Below are 26,427 nucleotides of genomic sequence, written 5' to 3' on the forward strand. Positions count from 1 at the left end.
GACGGGGGAACGACCGCCCTAGGCTACCTTCGCGCGGTCACCACTTCGGCTCGGCGTAGAAGACCACCGACGACGTGGACCGCGTGTGGATGTAGACCCCGCGATCCATGGTGAAGCCCAGCCCGGCCGACGAGTTCCCCTCCAGCACGCGCAGGGTGCTCCCGCTCCTGCTCAGCACGAGGCCCACGTGGCTCGGCGTGTTCGGCTCCCCCCGGCGGAAGGCGAAGAACGCCAGCGTCCCCATGCGCGGCTTGTGCGTGGACGAGCCGGGCTTGTACGTGGGCATCTCCTTCTTGACCGCCTTCACCAGGGCGTCGTACGACGTGCGCCGCGGCACCAGGTCGGGATTGCCCGACGCGGCGGCCACCCACGACTGGAACACGCCGCACCAGGCGTTGTACGCGCCGACCCAGTCGTTGTACTTCGAGTGGCGCCACGAGGGCTCCTTGTAGCCCACCTGGGCACGCGCCGTGGCGATGTACTGCGCGCGACGCGTGCGGCCGGCCTGGTAGTGCGCGTACTTGGTCTTGGCGCTGGCGTACGCGGCAACCTTGCTGAACTGCTGCGTGCAGCCGCGGTCGAGGAGCGTGCAGACGGCGTCGGCGCGCGGGACACCGAACGTCCCGCGGACCCCGCCCTTGTCGACCAGGCGGTCGCGGATCTGCCCCGGCACGAACCAGGTGCGCATCGCGCCCGACCGGACCGTCTCGACGAGCATGCCCTTGGTGTAGTTGCGGTACCGCACCGCGGTGACCTTGGAGTCGCCGACCTTGCCGATCGAGGTGCGCAGCCGCGTGGTGCCGCTCGTGGGCGACCCCAGCCGCTTCCCCAGCAGCTTCGCGCGTGCCTCGAGCGTGCGGGCGCCGACCGTGCGCTCCGAGGTCACGATGGGGCCGCGCGTGGCCACCGTGGACGACGTCGCCGAGGCCCGCACGTAGTACCGCGCCGTGGCCGTCGGCTTGAGCGGGAAGGAGAAGGTGCCCGTCGAGGACGTGCGCGTCGTCGCGATCGTCGAGTACGTCTTGTCTCCCGCCTTCTTGATCCGCAGGCCGACGGTGGCGCCCGCGGCGACTTTGCTCCCCCGGTGCACGCTGCCCGTGAACCAGATCGACTCGCCCCACCGGAACGCGGACGCGCTCACCTTGGTGGTGACGCTGACCGTCGCGGCGGAGGCCGGAGGGCCGACGAGCACTCCGGAGACGAGCACCGCGAGACTGACCAGGGTGACCGCGAGGGGCCGACGCGCCCCCATCAGTAGACCGGGTAGGCGTAGTAGAGCGCCCACGAGCGGGGCCTTTCCTTCTGGTACACGCCGCGTCCCTCTCCGTGCCCGCCCGGGGTGCTGGTGTTCGCCTCGATCGTCACGATCGAGCTCTTCTTGACCTTGACGACCAGGCCGACGTGCGTGGCTGCCGTGCTGCTGTCGGTGATGGTGTCGAAGAAGACCAGCGCACCCACCTTGGGCGTGCTCCCGAGCCGCTCGTGCGCGCGCACGTCGGCGAGGAAGGCCCGCCAGCTGCTCTGCTTGGGGATCACCCCCGGGTTGCCGGACGCGACGGCTGCCCAGGACTGGAAGATCGAGCACCACGCCCCGTTGCGGCCCACCCACGCGTTGTACTTCGAGCTGTTGAAGACCTTCTGCTTGTAGCCGACCTGCGAGCGGGCGGCCGCGATGACCTCCGTGGCACGGCTCGAGCCCGCCGCGACGACGCCCTTCGTGTGCCGGTTGTCGTAGATCGACCCGTGCTGGAAGCGCTGGACGCAGCCGCCCTCGAGCAGACCGCACCGCGGGTCCGCCAGCGGGAGGCCGAGCCAGCCCTTCGGGCCGCCGCGCGCGCGGTAGGTCGCGAGGATGTCGCCGTACACGAGCCACGTCCGGTCGGCGCGCACCGTGCTGCTCACCTTGACGAGCAGGCCCTTGCGGTACGAGCGGTACGCGACCGCGTGGCCGTCGACCCTCGCCTTGACGATCGAGCCGGTGGGTGCGCCGATCCTGGAGGCCAGGATGGCGGCGCGCGCCCCGAGCGTGCGGTCGCCCACCGTGTGCCGGACGGTCCGCGTGGGGCTCGTGTCCGCGGCCCGGGTCGCGGTGGCTGCCGCACGGGCGCGGTAGGTGTACTCCTTGGCCGGGCGCTGGCGCACCGTGAAGGTGCCCGAGCTCGACGTCGTCGACGTCCCGACCGTGTGCCACGCCCCGCCGCCGAGGCGCCGCTCGATCCGCACCGACCGGCCGGGACTGGCCTTGCCGGCCGCGGTCACCTTCCCGGTGAGCCAGATCATCTCGCCGTTGCGGATGCCCGAGCTGCTGAGCTTGAGGGTCGTGGTGGACGGTGTCGCTGCGCTCGCCGGCAGTGCGGGGAGCGCGGCCGCCACGGTGGCGACTGTCGCGACGGCCAGGAGTCGGCGGAGGCTGCGCTGCATCGCCCTACGGTGCACAGCGAAATCGAGGATCGCAACCCGCGAGGCTAGAGAGCCGCCGCGACAGGGACGGCGAGCGAGCTCCGGGCGGGCCCGATCACGTCGCCGAAGAAGGCGTCGAGCACGCGATCGCTCGCGCCGCCGTCGTCGAGCGGACCGTACGTCTGCCGGAAGTCCGCCAGGCGCTGGCCGTAGGCGGACCAGCGCGCCTCGAGGTCGTCGAGGGTGGCGACGAGCTCGGCGTTCGTGCGCGCGATGGGGCCCGGCACCTCGGTCTCGTAGTCCAGGTAGAAGCCCCGCAGCTCGTTGCGGTACTTGGGCAGGTCGTAGGCGAAGAACACCATCGGGCGCCCCAGCGCCGCGTAGTCGAAGAACAGCGAGGAGTAGTCAGTGACCAGGACGTCGCTCGCGAGCATCAGCTCCTGGACGTCGGGGTAGTCGGAGGCGTCGACCACGAACGTCGAGCTGCGGAACTGCGCGGGCAGCGCGTCGCGCACCAGCTGGTGGAAGCGCACCACGAGCACGTAGCGGTCCGACAGCGCGGCCTCGAGCCCCGCGATGTCGATCTCGAGCCGCTGCTTCCAGTGCACGCCGCTGCGCTCGTCGTCCCGGAACGTCGGCGCGTACAGGATCACCTGGCGGTGGTCGTCGGCCAGTCCCAGGCGCGCGCGGACCCGCGCCGCCCGCTCCGCGGTGCCGGGCCAGGAGAAGACGTCGTTGCGGGGGTAGCCCACCTCGAGCACGCGGCCCGTGAACTGGAACGCCGACCGGAAGGCCCGCGTCGCGTACGCGCTCGCCGAGAGCAGGATGGTCCAGTAGCTCGTGAGCCGTGCCGCGCGCTTGTGGTAGTCGTCGTCGCGACCGGCCATCTGCTCCACGTCGTGCTGCATGCGCTTGAGCGGCGTGCCGTGCCACGTCATGAGGAACTCGGTCTTCCGGCCCGGCCGCAGCTCGGTGGGGAAGTTCTGGTTGTTGACCCAGTACCGGGCGCGCGAGGCCACCCACCAGTACGTGGGGCTGTGCCGCCGGATCTTGCGGGTGCGAGGGTCGGTGAACCGGGTCGTCGTGTTGTCGGCCCAGACCATCCGCAGACCGTGCTCGCGTGCCGCGAGGCGCTCGTAGAGGTAGCGGGGAGCGTCGCCGTAGTGGACGCCGCGGTCGCACTCGAACAGCACCACGTCAGTGCGCGGAAGCAGCCGCGCGACCCGGTTGAGCACGCGCATCGCCCGGAAGTAGGCCGGACGGCGGCGGAACCAGCGCCAGCCCAGCTGCGCCAGCTCGTGGTTGCGCACGCGCTCGAACGCGACGCGGGCGTTCCACGCGTGCGCCACGACGCCCTCGATGCGCTCGCAGTTGTGGCGGTCGCGGTACGTCAGGAACGCGTCGGCGCGCGCCTGGTGCTCCGGAGTCATGACCAGACCGCGGCCGATCACGGCCTGGAGGTCGGCCAGGAGCGTCGCCGGGGTGGTCGACACCGGGCCCGGGAGCATCGTGTCGAAGTCGATGTGCGGGGCGCGCCGCTTGACGAGCATCGAGCGGTCGAACTGGAAGAACAGCACCGGCTTGTGCAGGTAGCTGAAGTCCCAGCACACGCTCGAGAAGTCCGTGATGAGCACCGCGCACGCCTTGAGCAGGCGCTGCACGTCGACGTCGTCCTGCCGGATCACCGAGACCCGGTCGGACTCGAAGTGGTCGGCGTACTTGCGCATGTTGGGGTGCAGCAAGAGCTTGACCTCGAGGCCCGAGGCCGCGAGCGCCTCGTGCAGCGCGTGGTCGTGCACGAAGCCGTGCCAGTTCGCGTAGTAGTCGCTCGCCAGGAAGATCTCCTCGTCCATGAGCGAGTCGCGCCACGTGGGCATGACCAGGACGGTGCGCTCGTGCTCGACGTCGTCCTCGAACAGGGCGTCGAACCGCGCGAACCCCGCGACGCTGACCTGGTGCGGCCGGTACCCGTAGTCCTCGACGACGATGCGCTTCTCGAGCTCCGACGTCACGATGAACCGCTCCGTGGGCCGCTCGGACGTGCCCTGCCGGCCGTAGTTGAGCGTCACGTTCTTGTTGGCGGTCGGGCCGTGCTGCAGGAAGACCCGCACGCCGCGGGCCCACCGCGTCACCCGGCGGTCCCGGGACGCGAGCAGGTACTCCGCGTGGTGGGAGCCGATCAGTCGCGAGGCCGCCATGGTGTAGCGGATGTGCTGCCGCGAGCGCAGGTCCACGACGTTCCCGTACGGAGCCAGCTTGGCCCGGTCCGGCGAGGCCGCGTCGATGACGTAGTACGCGCGGCGCGCGGGATGCGTCGTGCGCAGGTACCGGAACAGCTGGTAGCCGTTGTCCTGCGCCTTGTAGGGCACCTCGCCGATGAGCCAGATGCGCGTGAACGGCCGCGTCAGGACGAACACCCACCCGACCCGCGAGAGGCGGCGCATGTAGCGGTAGTCCTCGGGGCGGTACCGCTCGAGCCGGTAGGACAGGTTGTGCGCCCGGAACGTGGAGTACGGGACGAACAGGGTCGTGCGCTCCCCCACCTCCGCGGTGGCCGAGCGCATGCGCCGGCCGTGCCGCCCGGCGGGGACGTGCACCCGCACCTTGCGCTCCAGCGCGGTCCCCGGGTTGGTCACGAGGTGGACGTCCACCGTCTCCTCGGTGTCGGGCATCGCCGTCGCGAGCGCGCTCGTCTCGAGCTCGCCGCTGGCCGCGTACACGAGGTGACCGCCCTGGAGCAGGCCGGCGCGGGGGTCGGGGACCAGCGCGAGCGGAGCGGCCACGCTGACGCCGCTCTGCCGGCCGGTCGCCACCAGCTGGGCCTCCAGCACCTGCGTGTTGCGCGTGGACAACTCGAGCTCCACCCGCACGCCCGAGTCCGTCCGCGTGAGCGCCCGCGTGCGGTGCGCGGGCGGTGCGGCGAGGCGGTCGCCGAAGTGCAGCGCGAGGAAGCCGCGGGCCGTGTTCTCCACGACGACGTCGACCCCGTCGACGACGGTCGCCACGGCCTCCTGCGGCCGTTCGGTGCGGTCGAACAGGCCGAGCCTTTCGCGGACCTCCCGGCCACCCTCGCCCGCCACGAGCAGCGTGAGGTCCACGACGTCGACGGCGACGGCGAGCTCGCGCCGAGCCTCGTCCAGGTCGATGCGGAACGCGAAGCCCGAGCCCTTCGCCGTGTTGGGCACCGTGAGCCCGACCGAGCGGCCGACGGCCCAGAGCTCGAGGCCGCGTACGGCGCCCGCGCTCGCCTCGTAGGTGCCCGAGATGACGAGGACCGTGCCGTCGAGGCGGTAGCGCAGCAGGATGCGCGGCGACACCTCGACGAACCGTCGCAGACGCCGCTCGACGGGGGCCGGAAGCCTGCGCAGCATCTTCAGCCCCGGGCGGGAGATGGCCCGACGAACCCGTCTGATGCCGTCACCCATGCCGCTGCCCTCGGTCTCCACGCACCGCCGAAGAATAAGCCACGGCTCCCGACCGCCAGAATCGCGCGGCACCCGGCGCATGCTCCGGCGTCGCCGACGTGCCTCACCTGACGTGCCTCACCTACAGTGCGGCGGTGCCGTACACGCCGCAGACCGCCGCTCCGTCCGTGCGTCGCGACCCGTTCTGGGACAACGCCAAGGCCGTGCTCGTGACGCTCGTCGTCGTGGGTCACACGCTGGCCCCGTTGGCGCCGCACAGCGCGGCCGCCGACGTCGTCTACCGCTGGATCTACCAGTTCCACATGCCGGCGTTCGTGTTCGTGACGGGGATTCTGACCGCCGAGCTCACGCGCGCCCGCGCGGGCCGGCTGGTCACCGGGCTCGTGGTGCCGTACGTGATCTTCCAGTCCGTGCAGTGGCTCGAGGTCTCGCTCGTGCAGGGCAGCTGGGCGCACTGGCAGCTGCTCACGCCGCGGTGGACGCTCTGGTACCTCGTCGCCGTGCTCCTGTGGCGCCTCGCCGCGCCCTTGTTCGAGGCGATGCGTCCCGCTGCCGCCCTCGCGCTCGCACTCGTGGTCGCCGTGGCCGCCGGTCTGGGAGCCGGTGTCGGTGGCGTCCTCGCGCTCGACTACACCCTCGGGTTGCTGCCGTTCTTCGTCGCCGGCGTCCTTCTGCGGGGTGCCAACGTCCCACGGCTGCTGGCCGGGCCGCGCGCTCGTGCCGCCGGGATCGTCGTGCTCGTCGCCGCGGCCGGCGTGGCCGTGGTGCTGCACGGTCATCTCCCCCGACTCGCGTTGCGGCAGGGATCGGCCGAGGAGCTCGACACCAGCGACCTGCGTGCCGCGATCATCCGGGTCGCCGTGCTCGGGCTCGCGGCGGCGTGCGTCGCCGCGGTGCTCGCGGTGCTGCCGCGGCAGCGGCACTGGTGGACCTCGATCGGCGAGGCATCCCTGTTCGTCTACCTGCTGCACCCGCTGGTGCTCGTGCCGTGGCGGCTGGGCGACCTGCCCGACCGGGTGGACACCGCGTGGCAGGTCGCGCTCGTGATCCTCGCTGCCGCGACGCTCGCGTACCTGCTGTCGCGGCGTGTCACGCGGGCGGCGACCGCGTTCGCGGTCGAGCCGCGCTGGGCGGGGCGCCTCCTGCGCCGCCCGGGCGTGCCGGTCGGGTAGCCGCGTCGCGTCACCGTCCGCGCAGGAACCCGGTCCCCCACGCCATGTGCATGACGGTCAGCACGGCGGGCAGCCGCAGCAGGGCCGGGGCCCGCAGGCCGCGGCCGAACACGAGCGCGGCGACCACCACGCCGACGAGGTACGTCGCGGGCACCGCGAGCGCGAGCGCCAGCGCCGGCGCACCGAGCAGCGGCCCCAGCAGGGCCACGAGGAGGCTCACGGCGATCGCGACGACGACCACGGGCGGCGCCAGGTAGCGCGGCGAGGCGGTCGCCGGGTAGCGCCGCACCACCTCGCGCCGCCACTGGCCCGTCTTGTAGAACTGCGACGCCAGCGCCCGGAACGACGCGCGCGGCCGGTACTCCACGCGCATCGCGGGCGTGAACCACACGACGGCGCCACTCGTGCGCAGGCGCAGGTTCAGCTCCCAGTCCTGGGCGCGCGACCAGTGCTCGTCATAGCCACCCAGGCGCTCGAACGTGGACCGACGGAACGCACCGAGGTACACCGTGTCCGCCTCGCCCTCGGCGCCCCCCGTGTGGAAGCGGCCGCCGCCGAGCCCCACGGGGTGCGACATCGCGAACGCGACCGCCTCCTGCATCGCACCGGCGCCGGTCGGGACCATCATGCCGCCGACGTTGTCCGCGCCCGTGCGCTCGAGCGCCTCGACCGCCGTGCTCACGTAGTCGAGGGGCAGGGTGGCGTGACCGTCCGTGCGGACGAGGTAGACGGTCCCCGGCTGGGCCCGCACGCCCGCCCGGGTGGCGATGTTCAGGCCCTGCGGCGTGAGCCCCGTGGGGTTCTCGACGACCACCACGCGCGCATCCTGCGCCGCGAGCTCGTCGGCGATGGCCGCCGTCGCGTCCAGCGACGGTCCGACCGCGAGCGCGAAAACGAGCGGACCGCGGTAGTCCTGCGCGAGGACGGCGGCGACCGCCGCGCGCAGGTCTCGCTCCTCGTTCCTGACCGTGGCGAACACGACGACCGGAGGCAGGGCGGAGGGGACATCGGGCACGCGCGAAGGATAGGTCATGCGAGCCCGCCGGCTCGGCGGGCACCGCGGGTGCGGGCCTAGCGAGCGGGCCGGACCGGCTCGATGCCCGCGTCCCGCTGGCTGCGCCACGCCTCCCAGGCGGAGGCCACGATCTCGTCGAGCCCGAAGCGGGGTGCCCAGCCGAGCTCCTCGCGCAGCCGCGCGCCCGTGGTGACCAGGCTCGCCGGGTCGCCCGGGCGGCGCGGCAGCACGGTAGGGGTCGTGTCGCGACCCGACACGGCGCCGATCGCCGCGAGCATCTGGGCCACGGAGACGCCACGCCCGGTGCCGACGTCGAACGTGTCGAAGGCCCGGTCCTCACGCTCCAGGTAGGACAGCGACGTCACGTGCGCGTCCGCGAGGTCGGCGACGTGGATGTAGTCCCGTATGCAGGTGCCGTCGGGGGTCGGGTAGTCGTCGCCGAACACCACGGGCGGTTCGCCGCTCTCCAGCCGGTCGAAGACGATCGTCATGAGGTTGAGCACCGCGAGGTCACCCAGCCCGGGGCGCCCGGCGCCCGCGACGTTGAAGTACCGCAGCGAGAGCTGGCGCAGGCCCCACGCGCGGGAGGCGGCGCGGACCATCCACTCCCCGACCGCCTTCGTCTCGCCGTACGGGTTGATCGGCCGGGGCGCGGTGCGCTCGTCGACGACGCCACCGTCGGGCTCGCCGTAGACGGCCGCCGACGAGGACAGCACGAGCCGGTCGACGCCGGTCGCGCGGGCCGCCTCCAGCACCGCACCGAGCCCGCCCACGTTCTGGCGGTAGTACCACTCGGGCTGCGCGACGGACTCGCCGACCTGCTTCTTGGCCGCGAGGTGCACGATGCCGGTCGCGCGGTGGTCACCCATCACCTCGGTCAGCCTCGCGGTCGCGTCGGGGGCGGCGAGGTCGATGCGGTGCAGCGGGTGACCCTCGACGCGGTCCGCGGCCGACGTCGACAGGTCGTCCACGACGACCACCTCCTGGCCGGACCGGGACAGGGCGTCGACGACGTGGGCTCCGATGTAGCCGGCCCCGCCGGTCACGATGATGGTCACGCACGAGACCCTATCGACGGCTGCGACCGACGGCTGCGGCACCGGCTGCGGTGCCGAGGCGGCGCCGGCGCCCGATTCGTCTCCCTCGACCGCGCACGTGCGCTCATCTGCACAGATCCTCCACCGCGTGCATGCGACGAGTCCGCCGGTCGGGCCGAGGCAAAATCTAGGATTCCGCTGTGACCGTCCGCCACGCCACCCCAGCACGCCCGCGCAACGCGCGGCACTCGCGCCACGCCACGCACACCACGCGCAGGGTGGTCCGCGGCACCGCGATCGCCGCGACGGCCCTGCTCGCGTTCGGCGTCGGCAGCGCCGCCGCCACCTACATGCGCATCGACGGCAACCTCAACCACGCGGACATCGGGTCCCTGGTCGCCGACGAGTCGCGACCGACCAAGGCCACCAACCCCGACGACCCGAACGCCGGCAAGGACGTCAACATCCTGCTGCTCGGGTCGGACCAGCGCGACGGTGAGAACGCGGAGATCGGCGGCAGCTTCGGCGGCATGCGCTCGGACACGACGATCGTGCTGCACATCTCGGCGGACCGGTCCCGGGTCGACGCCATCTCGATCCCGCGCGACTCGATGGTCCACATCCCGTCCTGCAAGCTGTCGAACGGCAAGCACACGGGCGAGACGTTCGGGATGTTCAACTCCGCCTTCGCGTTCGGCTGGGACCAGGGCGGGGACATCGCCTCCGCCGTCGGGTGCACCTGGAGGACCGTCGAGAAGAACACCGGGGTCCACATCGACCACTCGGTGGTCGTCGACTTCGCCGGCTTCGAGAACATGGTGGACGCCCTGGGCGGCGTGCCCATCTGCATCCCCAACGAGATGATCTCGAAGAAGGCCCGGCTGCACCTGCTGCCCGGGAACCAGACGCTCAACGGCAAGCAGGCGCTCGGCTTCGCCCGCGCGCGCACCGGCACGGGCGTCGGCGACGGCTCGGACACCAACCGCATCGGGCGCCAGCAGCAGCTCATCGCGGCCATGGTCAAGGCCATCCTGAGCAAGAACGTGCTCACCGACGTGGGCGACCTGCTGGGTCTCCTCGGCGCGGCCACCAGCTCGGTCACCACGGACAAGGGCCTGAGCGTGACCGACATGGCGGGCCTCGCCTACACGATGCGGGACATCCGCGGTGGCAACATCACCTTCATGACGATTCCGTGGGGGCCCTACCCGGCCGACCACAACCGCGTGCAGTGGACCGACGAGGCCGCCACCATCTGGGCGCGGATGGCCGCCGACGAGCCCCTCGACGGCGAGCCGGCCAAGACGCCGGCCGCCACGAAGGGCGCCACGCCCACGGGCGGCGCGACCACCTCCACCTCGACCCCGAAGGCGACGCCAACGCCCACGGAGTCCAAGCAGGCCGGTCACGAGGCGTTCAACCTCGACGACAGCACGGCCAGCTGCTCGAAGTGACGGGACTCGACGTGACGGGACTCGACGTGGTGGGAGTGGCATGAGCCCGGAGAACAAGCGCCCCGCGGCGCCGCCGAGCTTCGCTCCCGGTGCGAAGGTGTCGCGGCCCGGCGCCGAGGGGTCGGACCCGGTCGTCGTCGGCCAGCAGCCCGACCAGACCCGCGTGCTGCCGGCCACCCCGTCCGGCCGGCCGCAGGCCACGCCGTCAGCCCACGCGCAGGGCACCCCAGCGAGCTCCTCAGCACCGACCCCGCCGCGCACGTCGGCCTCCCGGCCCGGCGCCCCCCGCCCGGCGTCGGCCCGCCCCGCGGGCTCGTCCGGAGCCGCGCCCGGTGCGAGTGCGGCCGCCGCCGCGGGCACCGCACGGCCGGCCAGCGCGCCGGCCCGGCAGGCGAGCGGTCACCCGACGGGCCACGCGCCCGGACGGCCTGCTGCCACCGCGCGCCCCGCTGCCACCGCACGCCCCGGCGGCGGTGCCCGGCCGGTCGGTCCGTCGACCGGCGGACGCCCCGGCGCCCCCTCGGGCCCCGGTGGTCCCGTGCCGACGCCTGGCGACGGCCAGCAGCCGGGCCGGCGTCGGCGCGGGCGCCGCGCGCTCGTCATCTCGGTGGTCGCGATCGTGCTGATCGCGCTCCTCGCGTGGCCCATCGGGCTCGTGATGTGGGCCGACGGCAAGATCCAGCACACCGACGCGCTCTCGGGCGCGAAGGGCACCGACGGCACCACGTACCTGCTCACGGGCTCGGACTCGCGGGCTGACGGGGGCGTCAAGGACGACGGCACCAAGGGCGCCCGCACCGACACGATCCTGCTGCTGCACGTCCCCGACCACGGGCCGACCGCGCTCATCTCGCTCCCCCGGGACACGTACGTCGAGATCCCCGGGCACGACGCCAACAAGATCAACGCGGCGTTCGCCTGGGGCGGCGCTCCCCTGCTCGTGAAGACGGTCGAGGGCATGTCCGGCCTGACGATCGACCACTACGCCGAGATCGGCATGGCCGGCGTGAAGGACGTCGTGGACTCGGTGGGCGGGGTGCGGCTCTGCTACGACAAGTCGGTCAAGGACCCGGACTCCCGCCTCAAGTGGAAGAAGGGCTGCCACGAGGTGCACGGCAAGACCGCCCTCGCGTTCGCGCGCATGCGCAAGGCCGACGCAGAGGGCGACATCGGTCGCGCCGAGCGTCAGCGCCAGCTCGTGTCGGCCATCATGGGCAAGGTCGAGCCGAAGTCGCTCGTGCTGCACCCGTCGCGCCAGGTCGCGCTCATCGACGCCGCCACCGGCGCGCTCACGGTGGACGAGAGCATGGGCATGATCGACATGGGCAAGATGGCCCTCGCGTTCAAGGCCGCGAACGGCAAGGGCGGGATCACGGGCACACCGCCGCTGAGCAGCATCGATTACCGTCCGGGCGGCGTCGGCTCGACCGTCCAGATCGACCCGGACAAGGCGGCCGCGTTCTGGGTCGCGATCCGGGACGGCGAGCTGGAACCCGGCAAGGTCGGCGGGATGCCGAACGCCTGAGGCGCGCCCGGCGCCTGGCTCAGGCCTGGAAGCCGATCCCGGAGCGTCCGCCGGACTGCGCGCGCAGGCGCTCCCCCTTCGCGTCGGCCTGCTCCCGCAGACCCACCTGGAAGGCGGCCATCGCCGTCCGCAGCCGGGCGGCCGCTTCGTCGGTCCCCGACGCGAGGATCCGGACCGCGAGCAGTCCCGCGTTCCGCGCACCCCCCACCGACACGGTCGCGACGGGCACGCCGGCAGGCATCTGCACGATGGACAGCAGCGAGTCCATGCCGTCCAGGTAGGCCAGCGGCACCGGGACGCCGATCACGGGCAAGGTGGTGACGGAGGCGAGCATGCCCGGCAGGTGCGCGGCGCCCCCGGCCCCCGCGACGATCGCGCGCAGCCCGCGGTCTGCCGCCGTGCGGCCGTAGTCGATCATCTTCTCGGGCTGGCGGTGCGCCGAGACGACGTCCACCTCCACGGGCACGTCGAACTCCGCCAGCGCGTCGGCGGCCGCCTGCATGACGGGCCAGTCCGAGTCCGAGCCCATGACGATCCCGACCAGGGCACCTGCAGCCATCACGCTCTCCGTCCGTGCGTCCTGCGCGGCTCGTGCCGCGCGCCCATCATGCCCGCCCCGGGCTGTCGTCAGGCCGGCGTCTCTCCCCGCAGGAGGGCGGCAGCGGCCGTCGCGCGTCGCCGGACGTCGTCCAGGTCGTCGCCGGTGACGTTGACGTGGCCGAGCTTGCGGCCGGGGCGCACGTCCTTGCCGTACAGCTGCACCTTCGCTGCGGGGTCGGCCTCCGCCACGGCCGCCAGGGCGTCCGTGAGGTCGGTCAGCGCGCTGCCCAGCACGTTCGCCATCACGGTCCACCGGGCGCGCGCGCTCGTGTCTCCGAGCGGAAGGTCGAGCACCGCGCGCAGGTGCTGCTCGAACTGGCTGGTCACGGCCCCGTCGATCGTCCAGTGCCCCGAGTTGTGCGGGCGCATGGCGAGCTCGTTCACCAGGATGTCGCCGTCCACCTCGAACAACTCCACGGCCAGGACGCCCGTGACCCCCAGGCCCTCGGCCACCCGGACGGCGACATCGACCGCGCGGGCCGCGAGCGCCGGATCGAGGTCGGGCGCGGGGGCGACCACCTCGGAGCAGACCCCGTCGCGCTGCACCGACTCGACCACCGGCCACGTGCGGACCTCGCCGGACGGGCGTCGGGCGACGAGCACCGCGAGCTCGCGCGTGAAGGGCACCTTCTCCTCCGCGAGCAGCGGCACGCCGCCGTCGGCCGCGGCGGCGAACCAGTCGGCCACCTCGTCGGCCGACGAGACCACCCGCACGCCCTTGCCGTCGTAGCCCCCGCGCGCGGTCTTGACCACGGCCTCGCCGTGCTCGGCCAGGAACGCCACCAGCGCGTCGATGTCGGGCAGCTCGGCCCATCGCGGGCACGGCGCGCCCAGCTCGGTGAGTCGGCGGCGCATGACGATCTTGTCCTGCGCGTGCACCAGCGCGTGCGTGTCGGGGCGTACCGCGACGCCCTGAGCGGCGAGGCGGTCGAGCAGCTCGAACGGCACGTGCTCGTGCTCGAAGGTCAGCACGTCGGCGCCGACGCTGAGCGCGGAGACGGCCTCGGCATCGGCCGCCGCTCCCACGGGCGCGTCCACGACCACCTGGGCGGCGGACGACGTCGTGCTCTCGACGAGCACGCGCAGGTGCACGCCGAGCGCGGTCGCCGCCGGCGCCATCATGCGGGCCAGCTGCCCACCACCGACCACGGCCACCACGGGTGCACTCACGGGCGCCGAGCGTAGTCCAGCCGACGACGAGTGCGGCTCGACGCCCAGGAACCGGCGCTATCCTCGCGGGGATCCACCGACCGAGGAGCGCCCGCGTGAACGAGACCGACGAGGCCGCCGTGGGCGCGCCCGTCCCGGGTCCCCCGGCACCCGCCGCGCTGCGATGGGTCATGCTGCGCGCCCGCGCGCTGGAGATCACCCGGTTCCTGTCGGTGGGCGCGGTGGCCTTCGTCGTCGACCTCGGCCTGTTCAACCTGCTGCGCTTCGGGCCCGGTCACGTGCTCGAGGCCAAGCCGCTGACCGCCAAGCTGATCTCGGTGGCGGTCGCCACGCTCGTGTCGTGGCTCGGCAACCGGCACTGGACGTTCGCGGAGCACGCCACGCCGCAGCGCGGGCGCGAGCTGCTGGTCTTCGCCGTCATCAACGTGCTCTGCGCGCTCATCCCGGTGCTCACGCTCGCGTTCTCGCACTACACGCTCGACCTGGTGTCGCCGGCCGCCGACAACGTGTCGACCGTGATCGGCATCGCCATCGGGACCGTGCTGCGCTACCTGGGCTACAAGCGCTGGGTCTTCACGGGCCACCGCCCCTAGCGCTCCCCATGGCCGGCTCTCGCGAGCCCCCACCGCCCCCGCACGCCACCGGACGGACCCCGCACCGCTTCGCCGACCCCACCACGTCGCCGATCCGCACCGCTCCGCCGATCCGCACCGCTTCGCGATCCCCACCGCTTCGCCGATCCGCACCGCTTCGCCGATCCGCACCGCTTCGCCGATTTCACATCGAAACGCCGATTTGAATCGGCGAAGTGATGCCCAATCGGCGAAGTGATGGCCCCGCAAGCGAGTCGGCGACGCGACGGGGACGCCGAGAGCGCGAGCCGCCGAGGCGAGGCGGAAGCCGCCACGCCGCATGAGTTCGCCGATTCCACATCACTTCGCCGATTCAGATCGGCGTACTGATGCCGAATCGGCGAAGTGATGGCGGCGCAGGCGAGTCAGCGGCGCCCGGCACGCGAGCCGGCGACGTTGCGGGCGCGACGGCGAGGGCGCGGGCCGACGCGGGGTGGCGAGGGCGCGGGCCGACGCGGGGTGGCGAGGACGCGGGCCGACGCGGGGCGGCGAGGGCGCGGGCCGACATCGCGGGGGCGACGACCAGGGCGCGGGCCGACATCGCTGGGAGCGACGGCGAGAGCGCGGGCCGGCGCGGCGAGGCGGAAGCCGGCGCGGGCGGCTCAGTGGCTCAGGGGACGTCCGCCTGGACCAGAACGCCGTCGCCGCGCGCCGAGAGCGGCCCGTCCGCGGCCGGCACGAATGCGGCCTGTCCACGCTCGAGCACCAGCGTGCCGTCGTGCTCGCCGTGCACCTCGACCTCGCCCTCGATGCACACCAGCACGCGCGGGCCGCGGCCGGGGATGCGCGTGGTCCCCTCGTCGGTGAGCCGTGTGACCGAGAGCTCGAAGTCGTCGACCGGCGCGTAGAAGATCTCGGTGGACGTGAACACGCGCTCGGGGGCGATGCGGATGGGCGGCGCGGCCACGGTGTCGAGCGTGGCGAGCAGCTCCAGGGTGTCCACGTGCTTGCTGGTCAGGCCGGCGCGGAGCACGTTGTCGGAGTTCGCCATGATCTCCACCGCGAGGCCGCCCAGGTAGGCGTGCACGGTGCCGGCCGGGACGAAGAGCGCCTCCCCTGGTCGCAGCGTCACGGGGTTGAGCAGCACGGACGTGACCGCACCCGGGTCGCCGGGGTAGGCGGCCGCGAGCCGCATCACCGTGCGGTCGGTGCGCGGCGACGGGGAGCCGTCCTCGAGCCGGCGGGCGCACGCGGCGGCGAACGCGGCGACCTCCACCGCGCCCGGACGGCTCTCGGGGTTCAGCAGCCACGTGAAGGCCGCCCGCACGCCCGCCGACGTCGGGTCCGCCACGAGGATGTCGCGCAGCTGGCCGGCGAGCGGGTCGTCGAGCCCGGCCAGCAGCTCGGCGGCCCGACGGGGCGCGCGGAAGCCCACCATCGCGTCGAACCGGGTGAGCGCGTAGACGAGCTCGGGCTTGTGGTTGGCGTCCTTGTAGCTGCGCTCGGGCGCGAGGAGCGGCACGCCGGCGGCGTCCTCGGCGGCGAAGCCCGCGCGCGCCCGGGCGATGTCCGGGTGGACCTGCAAGGACAAGGGCGCGTCGGCCGCGATGAGCTTGAGCAGGTAAGGCAGGTGCGCGCCGAACCGCGTCGCGACGCCCTCGCCGAGCGCGACCTGCGGGTCCGCCGCGATGAGCTCGTCGAGCGTGGGTCCGTCCACCACCTGCGCCGGAGCGCTCGGGTGGGCGCCGAACCAGGCCTCCGCGAGCGGCAGCCCGTCCGGGACCGTGCGCAGCACGTCCTGGATGGCGGTCGTCGAACCCCAGTCGTAGTGCTGGGTGGCGGGCGTCAGCCGGTACAACGGGACTCCTCGGGTGGCCGGACGGCCGTGGGTTCGGGTGCAGGCATGCTGGGTGGAGCAGGTGCGAGCACGCTAGCCGACCCGACCGTCCGATCCGCCGGAGTTGGACGGGAGTTCGGCCGCCGTTGGGTGAGCCTTCCCGCCGTGCTCACCCCGCTCGCGCGTCGCACCCCGCTCACCCGGCACGCCCCGCTCACCGCGGCCGGCCGCGGCCACGCCGGCCCGTGACGACCGCGCCCAGCGGGAGCACCACGTCCGGGCGCAGCGACGCGGGCACGCCGGACAGGAAGAGCGCGAACACCGCGGGACGACGCTGGGCCAGCTCCAACCGGCCCCCGTCGGCGGCCGCGAGGTCGCGCGCGAGCGCCAGACCCAGCCCGGTGCCGGCCCCCGACGTCACCTCGCGTTCGAAGATCCGGCCGGCGATGTCGTCGGGCACGCCCGCGCCCTCGTCGGCGACCTCGACCACCACCATCCCCGAGGGGCCGCCCAGGCGGGAGCGCAGGGTGGTGGTGCCCGCCCCGTGCTTGAGCGAGTTCTCGATGAGCGTGGCGAGCACCTGCGCGAGCGCGCCGGGCGTGGCCAGCACCTGGGTCGCAGGGTCGATCTCGACCCGCAGCCGGCGCCCCGCCTGCTCGAAGGTGGGCGCCCACTCCTCCTCCTGCTGGTGCACCACCTCGATGAGGTCCACCGCCTCCGTAGTGCCCCCCGTGCTGCGCCGCGAGGCCAGCAGGAGGTCGTCGACCACGCGGACGAGCCGCTCGACCTGCTCGAGCGAGATGCGCCCCTCCTCGCGGATCTCCTCGGAGTCCGTGGCGAGCATGATCTCCTCGAGCCGCATCGACAGCGCGGTGAGCGGCGTGCGGAGCTGGTGGGAGGCGTCCGCGGCGAACTGCCGCTCGGCCGCGAGCCGGCCGGCCATCCGGTCGGCGCTGCGGGCCAGCTCGGCGGCCACGAGGTCGATCTCCTCGACGCCGGAGGGTTCGAGCTGGGGGCGCACCTGTCCCGACCCCAGCTGCTCGGCCGACGCCGCGAGGTAGACCAGCGGCGCCGCGAGCCTGTTCGCCTGCCAGATCGCCATCGCGATGCCCGCCGCGAAGGCGACCACGGCGGCAGCCACGACGAGGGCGATCACGCGCGCACTCAGCCAGAAGACGTCCCACCAGGAGACGTAGAGCAGGACGGTCGCGCCCACGTCGGAGGTGGCCTGGACCGACAGGCTCCGACCGCGGATCCGGTCGCCCGCCTGGTAGACCTCGCCGGTCGGCAGGCGCACGACGACGGACGCGTCGATCTCGTCGTCGTCCTGGGTGCCGGTGTACGGCTCGAACATGCGGTCGGTGAAGTCCACGGCGTTGTCCACGCGGAAGTCCACCGTGCGGGCCAGCGAGTCGGCCCGCGCCTGGAGCGACTGCATCTCGTTCTCCCGCACCAGCTGCGCCCCGAGGAACGCGAGCGGGAAGCCGAGCAGCACCACGGCGACCGTGACGGCCGCGATGGTCGCCTGCAGGACGCGACGACGCAAAGGTCAGCCCCGCTCGGCACCGGCAGAGCCGGGGCTGCCGGTCTCGAACCGGAAGCCCATGCCCCGCACCGTGGTGACGTACCGCGGCGCGTTCGCGTCGTCGCCGAGCTTGCGCCGCAGCCAGGACACGTGCATGTCGAGCGTCTTCGTCGAGCCGGTGGGGTCCGAGTCCCACACCTCGCGCATGAGGGTCTCGCGCGCGACGACGGCACCCGCCGCGCCCACGAGCACGCGCAGCAGCTCGAACTCCTTGGCGGTCAGGTGCAGCTCGCGCTCCCCCTGGAACGCGCGGTGCGCCGCGACGTCCACCCGGACGTTCTGCGCATGGAGCTCGTCCTCGTCGGCGGGCTCGCCCACCGTGCGGCGCAGCAGGGCCCGCACGCGAGCAAGCAGCTCGGCGAGCCGGAACGGCTTGGTGACGTAGTCGTCGGCGCCCGCGTCGAGGCCGACCACCAGGTCCACCTCGTCGGCGCGCGCCGTCAGCACGAGCACGGGGGTGGTGAGCCCGAGGTTTCGGATGGCGCGGGCCACGTCCAGGCCGTCCATGTCCGGCAGGCCCAGGTCGAGCACGACGAGGTCCGCGGCCGCGGCGCCGTCGATGGCGCCTTGACCCGTTCCTTGCACGCGCACGTCATAACCTTCACGTCCGAGCGCGCGGGCCAAAGGCTCGGCAATCGCGGGATCGTCCTCGGCCAGCAGCACCAGGGTCATTCGCCCATGTTAGGTCACGGGTGCGTCTCGGACGCCACCCCGGCACGCCCACCTCTGGGCTGATCCGTGGCGAGCGCGGCTCCGCCCTCGGTCCGACGTGCCGGCGCCCCGCCACGCCTACCCTCGGGGGGTGAACACCTGGGACCGGCTGCTGGCGTGGGAGGAGCGCCACCGCTTCATCGTCGACCTCGCCGGGACGGCGGCCCTCATCCTCGTCATCGCCCCCGCGACCGCGCTGTTCGGCTTCACCGGTCTCAGTCCGATCGGCACGGGGCACAGCGCCTGGCTCGGCGTCGCGCTGGTGGCCCCGCTCGCCTGGCGGCGCGTCGCCCCCGTGGCGTCCTGCGCCGCCGTCTACACCGTCGCGCTGCTGCACGTGCTGCTGGGCACGCCGGTGGCGTTCCCGGCGGACCTGGCCGTGCTCGCGGCGCTGTACTCCGTCACGGTGCACGGGCCGCGGTGGGCGCACCGGGTGGCCATGGCGACCGCGCTGCTCGGCTCGCTCGTGCTCACCGCGTCGGTCCGGTCCACGCTGCTCGACCCGACCGCCATCGCGCTCGGCATGTTCGCCGCGGTGCTCGCCCTCACGGTGTGGGCGTTCGGGCTGGTCCGGCGCTCGCGCCGCGAGACGCTCGAGGCGCTCGTCGACCGCGCGGAGCGCCTCGAGGTGGAGCGCGCGCAGCAGGGCCGGCTCGCGACCGCCGCCGAGCGCGCGCGCATCGCCCGGGAGATGCACGACATCGTGGCTCACTCGCTGACGGTGATGATCGCCCAGGCCGACGGGGGACGGTACGCGGCCGACGCCGACCCCGCCGCGGCGACCCGGGCGCTCGGCACCATCGCCGAGACCGGCAGGGCCGCCCTCACCGACATGCGCCGCCTCCTCGGGGTGCTGCGCGACGAACCGTCCCAGCCGGGCGGGGCGACCACGGGCGGGGCCGAGGGACTCCGCGGCACCCCCGCCATCGGCACGACCTCGCCGCAGCCGGCGGCCGACGACCTCGACACGCTCGTCGAGCAGGTGCGGGCCAGCGGCGTGCGCATCTCCATGGTGCGGATGGGCACGCCCCGGCCGCTGCCTCCCGGCGTGGGGCTCACGGTCTACCGGATCGCCCAGGAGGCGCTCACCAACGTGCTCAAGCACGCGGGCCCGGAACCGACGACCACGGTGATGGTGCAGTGGCGGCCCGACGGCATCGCCCTCGAGATCACGGACGACGGCCGTGGTGCCGCGGCCGGCAGCGACGGGCTCGGGCAGGGCCTGCGCGGCATGGCCGAGCGCGCGACGATGTTCGGCGGCACGGTCAGCGCCGGTCCGCGCCCGGGGGGCGGGTTCCGCGTGCGGGCGACGATCCCCACGCCCGGCCACGCGGGCCAGCCCACGCACGACGACGACCCGACGGGCCCGGTATCCGGCGTCCACCCCATCGAGCAGGAGACCACGTGAACGACCCGGTACGCGTCGCCCTCGTCGACGACCAGCAGCTGGTGCGCGCCGGCTTCCGCATGGTCATCGACTCCCAGCCTGACCTCACCGTCGTGGCCGAGGCCGGTGACGGCGCCCAGGCGGTCGCCGCTCTGACCCCGCCCGCGAGCACGGCGGTGGACGTCGTCCTCATGGACGTGCGGATGCCGACCATGGACGGGCTCACGGCGACCGCGCAGATCACCGCCGCCGGGACGCCCGAGCGGCCCGCGCCGCGGGTCATCGTGCTCACCACCTTCGACCTCGACGAGTACGTCCTCGCCGCCATCCGCGCCGGCGCGAGCGGCTTCCTGCTCAAGGACGCGCCGCCCGAGGAGATGCTCGCCGCGATCCGGACCGTGCACCACGGGGACGCCGTCATCGCGCCGTCCAGCACGCGACGCCTGCTGGAGCACCTCGTCACCGCGCTGCCGCCCGACGAGCCGGGTACGCCCACCGATCCCGCGCGCCTGGCCGTCGCCGAGCTGACCGAGCGCGAGCGCGAGGTCTTCGTGCTCATGGCGCGCGGCCGCTCGAACACCGAGATCGGCCGCGACCTGTTCGTCGCCGAGGCGACCGTCAAGACGCACGTCGGCCGCATCCTGGCCAAGCTGGGCGCGCGCGACCGCGTCCAGGCCGTGGTGACGGCCTACGAGACGGGCCTGGTCCGACCCGGGGATCCCTCCTGAGTCGTCCCACGGGATGACGCCGGTCCACCCAGGACCACCCCGCAGCCCGATGCCCGGCCGCACAGCGGGCACCTAGCGTCGAGGCATGCCGACCACGAACGAGAACCACCCCGTCACCACAGCCCGCACGGCCAGCAGCGCCCGCGGCCTCAGCAAGGTCTACGGCTCCGGCGCTGCCTCGGTGCGCGCCCTGGACACCGTCGACGTCGACTTCGCCGCCGGTGCCTTCACCGCCATCATGGGCCCTTCGGGCTCGGGCAAGTCGACGCTCATGCATCTGCTGGCCGGGCTCGACTCGGCCACCGGCGGCCGCGTGCTGCTGGGCGACACCGAGCTCACGTCCCTGGGCGACGACGCCCTGACCGACCTGCGGCGCGACCGCATCGGCTTCGTGTTCCAGTCCTTCAACCTGCTGCCCATGTTCACCGCCGAGCAGAACGTGCTCCTCCCGCTGGAACTGGCCGGCGCCCCCGTGGACCGGGAGTGGTTCGGCACGCTCGTCGACACCCTGGGGCTGGAGGCACGTCTCGCGCACCGGCCCAGCGAGCTCTCGGGCGGCCAGCAGCAGCGCGTCGCCATCGCACGGGCCCTGATCGCCAAGCCCGAGGTCGTCTTCGCGGACGAGCCCACGGGCAACCTCGACTCGCGCTCGGGCGCCGAGGTGCTCAGCTTCCTGCGCCGCTCCGTGCGCGAGCTGGGCCGCACGGTCATCATGGTCACGCACGACCCGGCAGCCGCCGCCTACGCCGACCGCGTGGTGCTGCTGGCCGACGGCCAGATCGCGGGCGAGATCCACGACCCGACCCCCGAGTCGGTGCTCGCCGGTCTCGACGCGCTGCGCTCGCTCGACTCGGTGGTGGGTGCCTGATGCTCCGCCTCACCCTCGCCCAGATGCGGCGCAGCCTCGGACGCCTGGTGGCGGCGGGGATCGCGATCGCCATCGGCACCGCGTTCGTCACCGCGACCCTGCTGGCCGGCGACGTCTTCTCGCGCGCGACCGACGACGCGCTGACCGCCCGGTACGGCGCCGCCGACCTGGTGGTCGCCGGGCCGGTCACCCCCGAGTCCCTCGCCGCCGTGCAGCACACCCCCGGCGTCCAGGCGGCGTCCCCGCTGCTGCTGGGCTCGGCCCAGGTGAGCGTCGGCACCAGGAGCGAGTACCTCGCCCTCCTCGCCCAGTCCCCCGTGCCGGCGTTCGACACGCTGCGCGTCACCGACGGCTCGCTCGCTGGTGCCGGCGAGATCGCCCTGCCGGAGTCGACGGCCAAGCGGCTCGGCGTCGCGGTCGGCGACCAGGTGGACGTGACGACCTACAGCGACACGGACCCCGACGCCGCGCCCGTGGTCGAGAAGGTCACGGTCTCGGGGCTGGTCGACGACCCCAAGGGCGCCTGGACCGAGTACGGCGGGGCGGGCTCCGCGGCCGGCGCCGACCTGCAGCGCTGGAACGGCGGACCCGTCGACTCGACGAGCATCCTCGTTCGGACCGACGACGTGCAGGCCACCCAGGCGGCCCTCGTCGCGACCGTCGACGGCGGCGCGGAGGTGTGGACGAAGCAGCAGGCGGCGTCGCACGCGGTGAGCGAGCTGTCGGACGACGGCACGGACTTCGTCCTGCTCCTCGTGCTCGGGTTCGGCGGCGTGGCCCTGGTGGTGGCCGGCCTGGTCATCTCCAACACCTTCCAGGTGCTGGTCGCGCAGCGCACCCGCACCCTCGCGCTGCTGCGCTGCGTCGGAGCCCGCCGCTCCCAGCTGCGCACGTCCGTCCTCGTCGAGGCCGGCATCGTCGGCCTGGGCGCCTCCGCGGTGGGCGTGCTCAGCGGCGCGGCGCTCGGCCAGATCACGCTCTGGGCCCTGGACGGCACCAGCGCGGGGCCCAAGCTGCCGTCGACGATCGCCCTGTCCGCGGTGACCGTGCTGCTGCCCCTGGTCGTCGGGACGCTGGTGACCCTGGCGTCCTGCCTGGTGCCGGCCCGCGCCGCCACCCGCGTGTCGCCGGTCGCCGCCCTCCGCCCGGTCGAGGCGCCGAGCGTGCGCTCGAGGGCCGGCACCGTCCGCCTGACGCTCTCCCTGGTGATGGCCATCGGTGGCTTCCTCGGCCTCGCCCTGTCCATCGGTGCCGCTCACCTGAGCCCGCTCCTCGGGCTGGGGCTGGGACTGCTCTCGGGGGCCGTGTCCTTCGTGGGCGTCCTGCTGGGCGCCGTGTACTGGGTCCCGCGCGTCGTGGGCGTCGTCGGCGGCGCGTTCCGCCGGACCGGCGCGACGGCGCGGCTCGCGGCGGCCAACTCGGTGCGCAACCCGCGCCGCACGGCCGCGACCAGCACCGCGCTGCTCATCGGCGTCACGCTCGTGGCGCTCATGAGCACGGGGGCCGCGAGCGCGCGGGCCTCGCTGTCCGGTGCGCTCGACGAGCAGTACCCGGTCGACATGATGCTGAGCCGGACCACCGCACCGGGCGAGGACGACCAGGGCTTCCAGGACGGGCTCGCGGCAGTCCGCGCGGTTCCCGGCGTGGCCGACGTGGTCGAGCTGACGACCGTGACCGCGCAGAGCGACGACGGCTCCACGACCTGGGAGCTCCTGGGCGTCGACCCGGAGCAGGCGCACGGCGTGCTGCGCAACGACGACATCGCCGACCAGCTGCGCGACGGGGTCGTGCTCACGTCCTCGAGCGCGCTCGGCGACGCCGTGAAGGCCGGCGGCACCAACCTCACCGTGGTGAAGACCGGCGGGCTCGGCGGCACGTCGCTCGTGACGGCCGACGTGGCCTCGTCCATCGACCCGAGCGCACCGACGACGACCGCCTGGGTCCGCCTGGCCTCCGGGACCGACGCCGGCGACGTGCTCGACGAGGTCCGCCAGGTGGTGGGCTCGGACATCTTCGTGGAGAGCGCCGGTGCCGAGCGGGAGCAGTACGAGCGGCTCATCGACACGCTGCTCGCGATCGTCGTCGGCCTGCTCGGTGTCGCGGTGCTCATCGCGCTCATCGGTGTGGCGAACACGCTGTCGCTGTCCGTGATCGAACGGCGGCGGGAGTCGGCCACGCTGCGGGCCATCGGGCTCTCCCGGCGCAGGCTGCGGCTGTCGCTGGGCATCGAAGGGATGCTCATCGCCGGGGTCGGTGCCCTGCTGGGGGTGGCACTGGGCCTGGTCTACGGGTGGGCCGGCTCGGCGATCGTGTTCGGCAGCTTCGGGGAGCTCCACCTCGCCGTGCCGTGGCTCGACCTGGGGCTGGTCCTCGCGGTCGCGGTCGCGGCCGGGCTGGTCGCCTCGGTGCTGCCGGCTCGCCGGGCGGCGCGCACGTCACCCGTCGCGGCCCTGGCCGTGGACTGAGCCCGACGGCGCCGCCGCCCGCGCGACGGGCGGCGGCGCGGTCGATCGAGCCGAGCCGCGTGCGTCGGCGCCTGAGGAGGGTCCGGCGCCGACGTACGCGGCGAGGTGCTGCCCGGTGAGGGTCGACCGAGCCGCGACCAGGTCGGCCGGCGTCCCCTCGAAGACGACCTGCCCGCCGTCGTGACCCGCCCCGGGGCCGAGGTCGATGATCCAGTCGGCGTGCGCCATGACGGCCTGGTGGTGCTCGATGACGATCACGGACTTCCCCGAGTCCACCAGCCGGTCCAGGAGGGCGAGCAGGCGCTCCACGTCCGCGAGGTGCAGACCGGTCGTCGGCTCGTCGAGCACGTAGGTGCCGCCCTTCTCGCCCATGTGGGTGGCGAGCTTGAGCCGCTGCCGCTCGCCCCCGGACAGCGTGGGCAGCGGCTGGCCCAGCCGGACGTAGCCCAGCCCCACGTCGGCCAGCCGCGCCAGGATCGCGTGCGCGGCCGGTGTGCGGGCCTCCCCCGAGCCGAAGAACTCCTCGGCCTCGGTCACGGACATCGCGAGCACCTCGGAGATGTCCTTGCCCCCCAGGTGGTAGTCGAGCACCGAGGCGTCGAACCGCTTGCCCTCGCACACCTCGCACGTGGTGGCGACGCCGGCCATCATCGCCAGGTCGGTGAAGATCACGCCCGCGCCGTTGCAGTGCGGGCACGCGCCCTCGGAGTTGGCGCTGAACAGTGCGGGCTTGACGCCGTTGGCCTTCGCGAACGCCTTGCGGATGGGCTCGAGCAGGCCCGTGTAGGTGGCGGGGTTGCTGCGCCGCGAGCCCCTGATCGCGCTCTGGTCGATCGCCACGACGTCGTCGCGCCCCGACACCGACCCGTGGATGAGCGAGCTCTTGCCCGACCCCGCGACGCCCGTGACCACCACGAGCACGCCCAGCGGGATGTCGACGTCCACGTCGCGCAGGTTGTGCGACGTGGCGCCGCGCACCTCGAGCACCCCGGACGACGAGCGCACCGCCGGCTTGAGGGCGGCACGGTCGTCGAGGTGCCGGCCCGTGAGGGTGCCGGCCGAGCGCAGGCCGTCCACCGAGCCCTCGTACATCACCTCGCCGCCCTCGGTCCCCGCGCCCGGACCCAGGTCGACCACGTGGTCGGCGATCGCGATCATCTCGGGCTTGTGCTCGACGACGAGCACCGTGTTGCCCTTGTCGCGCAGCTGCAGCAGCAGCTCGTTCATGCGCTGGATGTCGTGCGGGTGCAGCCCGACGGTCGGCTCGTCGAACACGTAGGTGACGTCGGTGAGCGACGAGCCGAGGTGACGGATCATCTTGATGCGCTGCGACTCACCGCCGGACAGCGTCCCCGAGGCGCGGTCGAGCGAGAGATACCCGAGCCCGATCGTGACGAAGGAGTCGAGCGTGCCGCGGAGCACCTCGAGCAGCGGCGCGACGGACGGGTCGTCCAGGCCCTGCACCCACGTCGCGAGGTCGCTGATCTGCATGGCGCACGCGTCCGCGATGCTCACCCCGTCGATGGTCGAGGACCGCGCACCCTCGTTGAGCCGTGTGCCGTCGCAGTCCGGGCAGGTGCCGAACACGACGGTCCGCTCGACGAAGGCGCGGATGTGCGGCTGCAGCGACTCGACGTCCTTGGAGAGCATCGACTTCTGGATCTTCGGGACAATGCCCTCGTACGTGACGTTGATGCCCTCGACCTTGACCTTGGTCGGCTCCTTGTAGAGCAGGTCGCGCAGCTCGCGCTTGGTGAAGTCCTTGACGGGCTTGTCCGGGTCGAAGAAGCCGCAGCCGCGGAAGATGCGCCCGTACCAGCCGTCCATGCTGTACCCGGGCAGGATGAGCGCGCCCTCGTTGAGCGACCTGGTCTCGTCGTACAGCTGCGTCAGGTCGATGTCGCTGACCTTGCCCGTGCCCTCGCAGCGAGCGCACATCCCGCCGGTCACCGTGAAGCTGCGTCGTTCCTTGATCGTCTCCCCGCCGCGCTCCATGGTGACGGCGCCCGCCCCCGAGATGGAGGCGACGTTGAACGAGAACGCCTGCGGCGGCCCGAGGTGCGGCTGCCCGAGCCGGCTGAACAGGATGCGCAGCATGGCGTTCGCATCGGTCGCGGTGCCGACGGTGGAGCGGATGTTGGCCCCCATCCGCTCCTGGTCCACCACGATGGCCGTGGTCAGGCCGTCGAGGACGTCGACGTCGGGGCGCGCGAGCGTGGGCATGAACCCCTGCACGAACGCGCTGTAGGTCTCGTTGATGAGCCGCTGGGAGTCGGCCGCGATGGTGCCGAACACCAGCGAGCTCTTCCCGGACCCGGAGACGCCCGTGAAGACGGACAGCCTCCGCTTGGGGATCTCGACGCTGACGTCCTTGAGGTTGTTGACGCGCGCGCCGTGCACGCGGATCAGGTCGTGCGTGTCGGCCACGTGCCTCGCCGGCGACGTGTCGGTGCTCATCGGGTCTCCCTGGGGCAGC

The 26,427-nt window shown here is 73.3% G+C and carries 19 protein-coding genes; 8 read left to right on the forward strand and 11 right to left on the reverse strand.

All coding sequences use genetic code 11. From position 1 onward, the window contains the following. Positions 1-37: 37 nt before the first annotated feature. From QRT05_RS10520 to QRT05_RS10530, 3 genes are read right to left on the reverse strand one after another with little or no spacing between them, the layout of a single operon-like run. Positions 38-1,252, reverse strand: a complete 1,215-nt coding sequence (locus tag QRT05_RS10520; RefSeq protein WP_289447186.1) for an LGFP repeat-containing protein — start codon at positions 1,250-1,252, stop codon at positions 38-40. Then, complete coding sequence (locus QRT05_RS10525) at positions 1,252-2,421, reverse strand: CHAP domain-containing protein (protein ID WP_289447187.1); 1,170 nt, start codon at positions 2,419-2,421, stop codon at positions 1,252-1,254. The genes QRT05_RS10520 and QRT05_RS10525 overlap by 1 nt, the downstream gene beginning before the upstream one ends. Before the next feature lie 44 nt (positions 2,422-2,465). After that, positions 2,466-5,846, reverse strand: a complete 3,381-nt coding sequence (locus QRT05_RS10530) for a CDP-glycerol glycerophosphotransferase family protein (RefSeq protein ID WP_289447188.1) — start codon at positions 5,844-5,846, stop codon at positions 2,466-2,468. A gap of 113 nt (positions 5,847-5,959) precedes the next feature. On the opposite strand from QRT05_RS10530, the gene QRT05_RS10535 reads away from it, so the two are divergent. After that, positions 5,960-6,997, forward strand: a complete 1,038-nt coding sequence (locus tag QRT05_RS10535; RefSeq protein ID WP_289447189.1) for an acyltransferase family protein — start codon at positions 5,960-5,962, stop codon at positions 6,995-6,997. A gap of 10 nt (positions 6,998-7,007) precedes the next feature. Here the strand turns inward: QRT05_RS10535 and QRT05_RS10540 are convergent, their stop codons facing one another. Both QRT05_RS10540 and galE read right to left on the reverse strand, forming a co-directional pair. Beyond that, positions 7,008-8,012 (reverse strand): glycosyltransferase, encoded by a 1,005-nt coding sequence (locus tag QRT05_RS10540; protein ID WP_289447190.1) that lies wholly within the window; start codon positions 8,010-8,012, stop codon positions 7,008-7,010. 56 nt (positions 8,013-8,068) lie between these two features. Next, entirely contained in the window at positions 8,069-9,070 is a 1,002-nt protein-coding gene (gene galE, locus QRT05_RS10545) for a UDP-glucose 4-epimerase GalE (RefSeq protein ID WP_289447191.1), read from the reverse strand. Positions 9,071-9,249: 179 nt separating this feature from the next. On the opposite strand from galE, the gene QRT05_RS10550 reads away from it, so the two are divergent. Together QRT05_RS10550 and QRT05_RS10555 are read left to right on the forward strand one after the other, a co-directional pair. Beyond that, entirely contained in the window at positions 9,250-10,503 is a 1,254-nt protein-coding gene (locus tag QRT05_RS10550; RefSeq protein WP_289447192.1) for an LCP family protein, read from the forward strand. 538 nt (positions 10,504-11,041) lie between these two features. Continuing rightward, positions 11,042-12,028 (forward strand): LCP family protein, encoded by a 987-nt coding sequence (locus tag QRT05_RS10555; RefSeq protein ID WP_289447193.1) that lies wholly within the window; start codon positions 11,042-11,044, stop codon positions 12,026-12,028. A 19-nt stretch (positions 12,029-12,047) separates the two neighbouring features. Here the strand turns inward: QRT05_RS10555 and purE are convergent, their stop codons facing one another. Together purE and QRT05_RS10565 are read right to left on the reverse strand one after the other, a co-directional pair. Next, entirely contained in the window at positions 12,048-12,587 is a 540-nt protein-coding gene (purE, locus tag QRT05_RS10560) for a 5-(carboxyamino)imidazole ribonucleotide mutase (RefSeq protein WP_289447194.1), read from the reverse strand. A 68-nt stretch (positions 12,588-12,655) separates the two neighbouring features. Continuing rightward, complete coding sequence (locus tag QRT05_RS10565) at positions 12,656-13,798, reverse strand: 5-(carboxyamino)imidazole ribonucleotide synthase (RefSeq protein ID WP_289447195.1); 1,143 nt, start codon at positions 13,796-13,798, stop codon at positions 12,656-12,658. A gap of 95 nt (positions 13,799-13,893) precedes the next feature. On the opposite strand from QRT05_RS10565, the gene QRT05_RS10570 reads away from it, so the two are divergent. Next, the gene (locus QRT05_RS10570; protein WP_289447196.1) at positions 13,894-14,391 is read left to right on the forward strand and encodes a GtrA family protein; all 498 of its coding nucleotides are present in this window, start codon (positions 13,894-13,896) and stop codon (positions 14,389-14,391) included. 649 nt (positions 14,392-15,040) lie between these two features. On the opposite strand, the gene manA is transcribed toward QRT05_RS10570, so the two are convergent. The 3 genes from manA to QRT05_RS10585 all read right to left on the reverse strand — a co-directional run bounded on the left by manA (position 15,041) and on the right by QRT05_RS10585 (position 18,464). Beyond that, on the reverse strand, positions 15,041-16,228 hold the full coding sequence (gene manA, locus QRT05_RS10575; RefSeq protein WP_289447197.1) for a mannose-6-phosphate isomerase, class I: 1,188 nt from the start codon (positions 16,226-16,228) through the stop codon (positions 15,041-15,043). 193 nt (positions 16,229-16,421) lie between these two features. After that, complete coding sequence (locus QRT05_RS10580) at positions 16,422-17,753, reverse strand: ATP-binding protein (RefSeq protein WP_289447198.1); 1,332 nt, start codon at positions 17,751-17,753, stop codon at positions 16,422-16,424. Between the two features lie 3 nt (positions 17,754-17,756). Further along, a complete protein-coding gene (locus QRT05_RS10585) occupies positions 17,757-18,464 on the reverse strand; it encodes a response regulator transcription factor (RefSeq protein WP_289447199.1) in 708 nt (235 codons plus the stop codon). 130 nt (positions 18,465-18,594) lie between these two features. Here QRT05_RS10585 and QRT05_RS10590 point away from each other — a divergent pair, with 130 nt between their 5' ends. From QRT05_RS10590 to QRT05_RS10605, 4 genes are all read left to right on the forward strand, one after another. Continuing rightward, positions 18,595-19,911 (forward strand): sensor histidine kinase, encoded by a 1,317-nt coding sequence (locus tag QRT05_RS10590; RefSeq protein ID WP_289447200.1) that lies wholly within the window; start codon positions 18,595-18,597, stop codon positions 19,909-19,911. Then, on the forward strand, positions 19,908-20,618 hold the full coding sequence (locus tag QRT05_RS10595; protein WP_289447201.1) for a response regulator: 711 nt from the start codon (positions 19,908-19,910) through the stop codon (positions 20,616-20,618). The genes QRT05_RS10590 and QRT05_RS10595 overlap by 4 nt, the downstream gene beginning before the upstream one ends. An 85-nt stretch (positions 20,619-20,703) precedes the next feature. Next, positions 20,704-21,486, forward strand: coding sequence for an ABC transporter ATP-binding protein (locus tag QRT05_RS10600; protein ID WP_289447202.1), 783 nt, complete (start codon positions 20,704-20,706; stop codon positions 21,484-21,486). Continuing rightward, positions 21,486-23,951 (forward strand): ABC transporter permease, encoded by a 2,466-nt coding sequence (locus QRT05_RS10605; protein WP_289447203.1) that lies wholly within the window; start codon positions 21,486-21,488, stop codon positions 23,949-23,951. The genes QRT05_RS10600 and QRT05_RS10605 overlap by 1 nt, the downstream gene beginning before the upstream one ends. On the opposite strand, the gene QRT05_RS10610 is transcribed toward QRT05_RS10605, so the two are convergent. Next, on the reverse strand, positions 23,922-26,408 hold the full coding sequence (locus QRT05_RS10610) for an excinuclease ABC subunit UvrA (RefSeq protein WP_289447204.1): 2,487 nt from the start codon (positions 26,406-26,408) through the stop codon (positions 23,922-23,924). The genes QRT05_RS10605 and QRT05_RS10610 overlap by 30 nt on opposite strands. Positions 26,409-26,427 lie beyond the last annotated feature (19 nt).

Source organism: Cellulomonas edaphi, assembly GCF_030362815.1.
Lineage (GTDB): Bacteria > Actinomycetota > Actinomycetes > Actinomycetales > Cellulomonadaceae > Cellulomonas > Cellulomonas edaphi.

Excerpts from the sequence above, each read along its gene's own strand:
- QRT05_RS10605 (WP_289447203.1), top strand. The coding sequence starts at position 21,486 with ATGCTCCGCCTCACCCTCGCCCAGATGCGGCGCAGCCTCGGACGCCTG.
- QRT05_RS10610 (WP_289447204.1), bottom strand. The coding sequence starts at position 26,408 with ATGAGCACCGACACGTCGCCGGCGAGGCACGTGGCCGACACGCACGAC.
- QRT05_RS10525 (WP_289447187.1), bottom strand. The coding sequence starts at position 2,421 with ATGCAGCGCAGCCTCCGCCGACTCCTGGCCGTCGCGACAGTCGCCACC.
- QRT05_RS10585 (WP_289447199.1), bottom strand. The coding sequence starts at position 18,464 with ATGACCCTGGTGCTGCTGGCCGAGGACGATCCCGCGATTGCCGAGCCT.
- QRT05_RS10600 (WP_289447202.1), top strand. The coding sequence starts at position 20,704 with ATGCCGACCACGAACGAGAACCACCCCGTCACCACAGCCCGCACGGCC.
- purE (WP_289447194.1), bottom strand. The coding sequence starts at position 12,587 with ATGGCTGCAGGTGCCCTGGTCGGGATCGTCATGGGCTCGGACTCGGAC.
- QRT05_RS10520 (WP_289447186.1), bottom strand. The coding sequence starts at position 1,252 with ATGGGGGCGCGTCGGCCCCTCGCGGTCACCCTGGTCAGTCTCGCGGTG.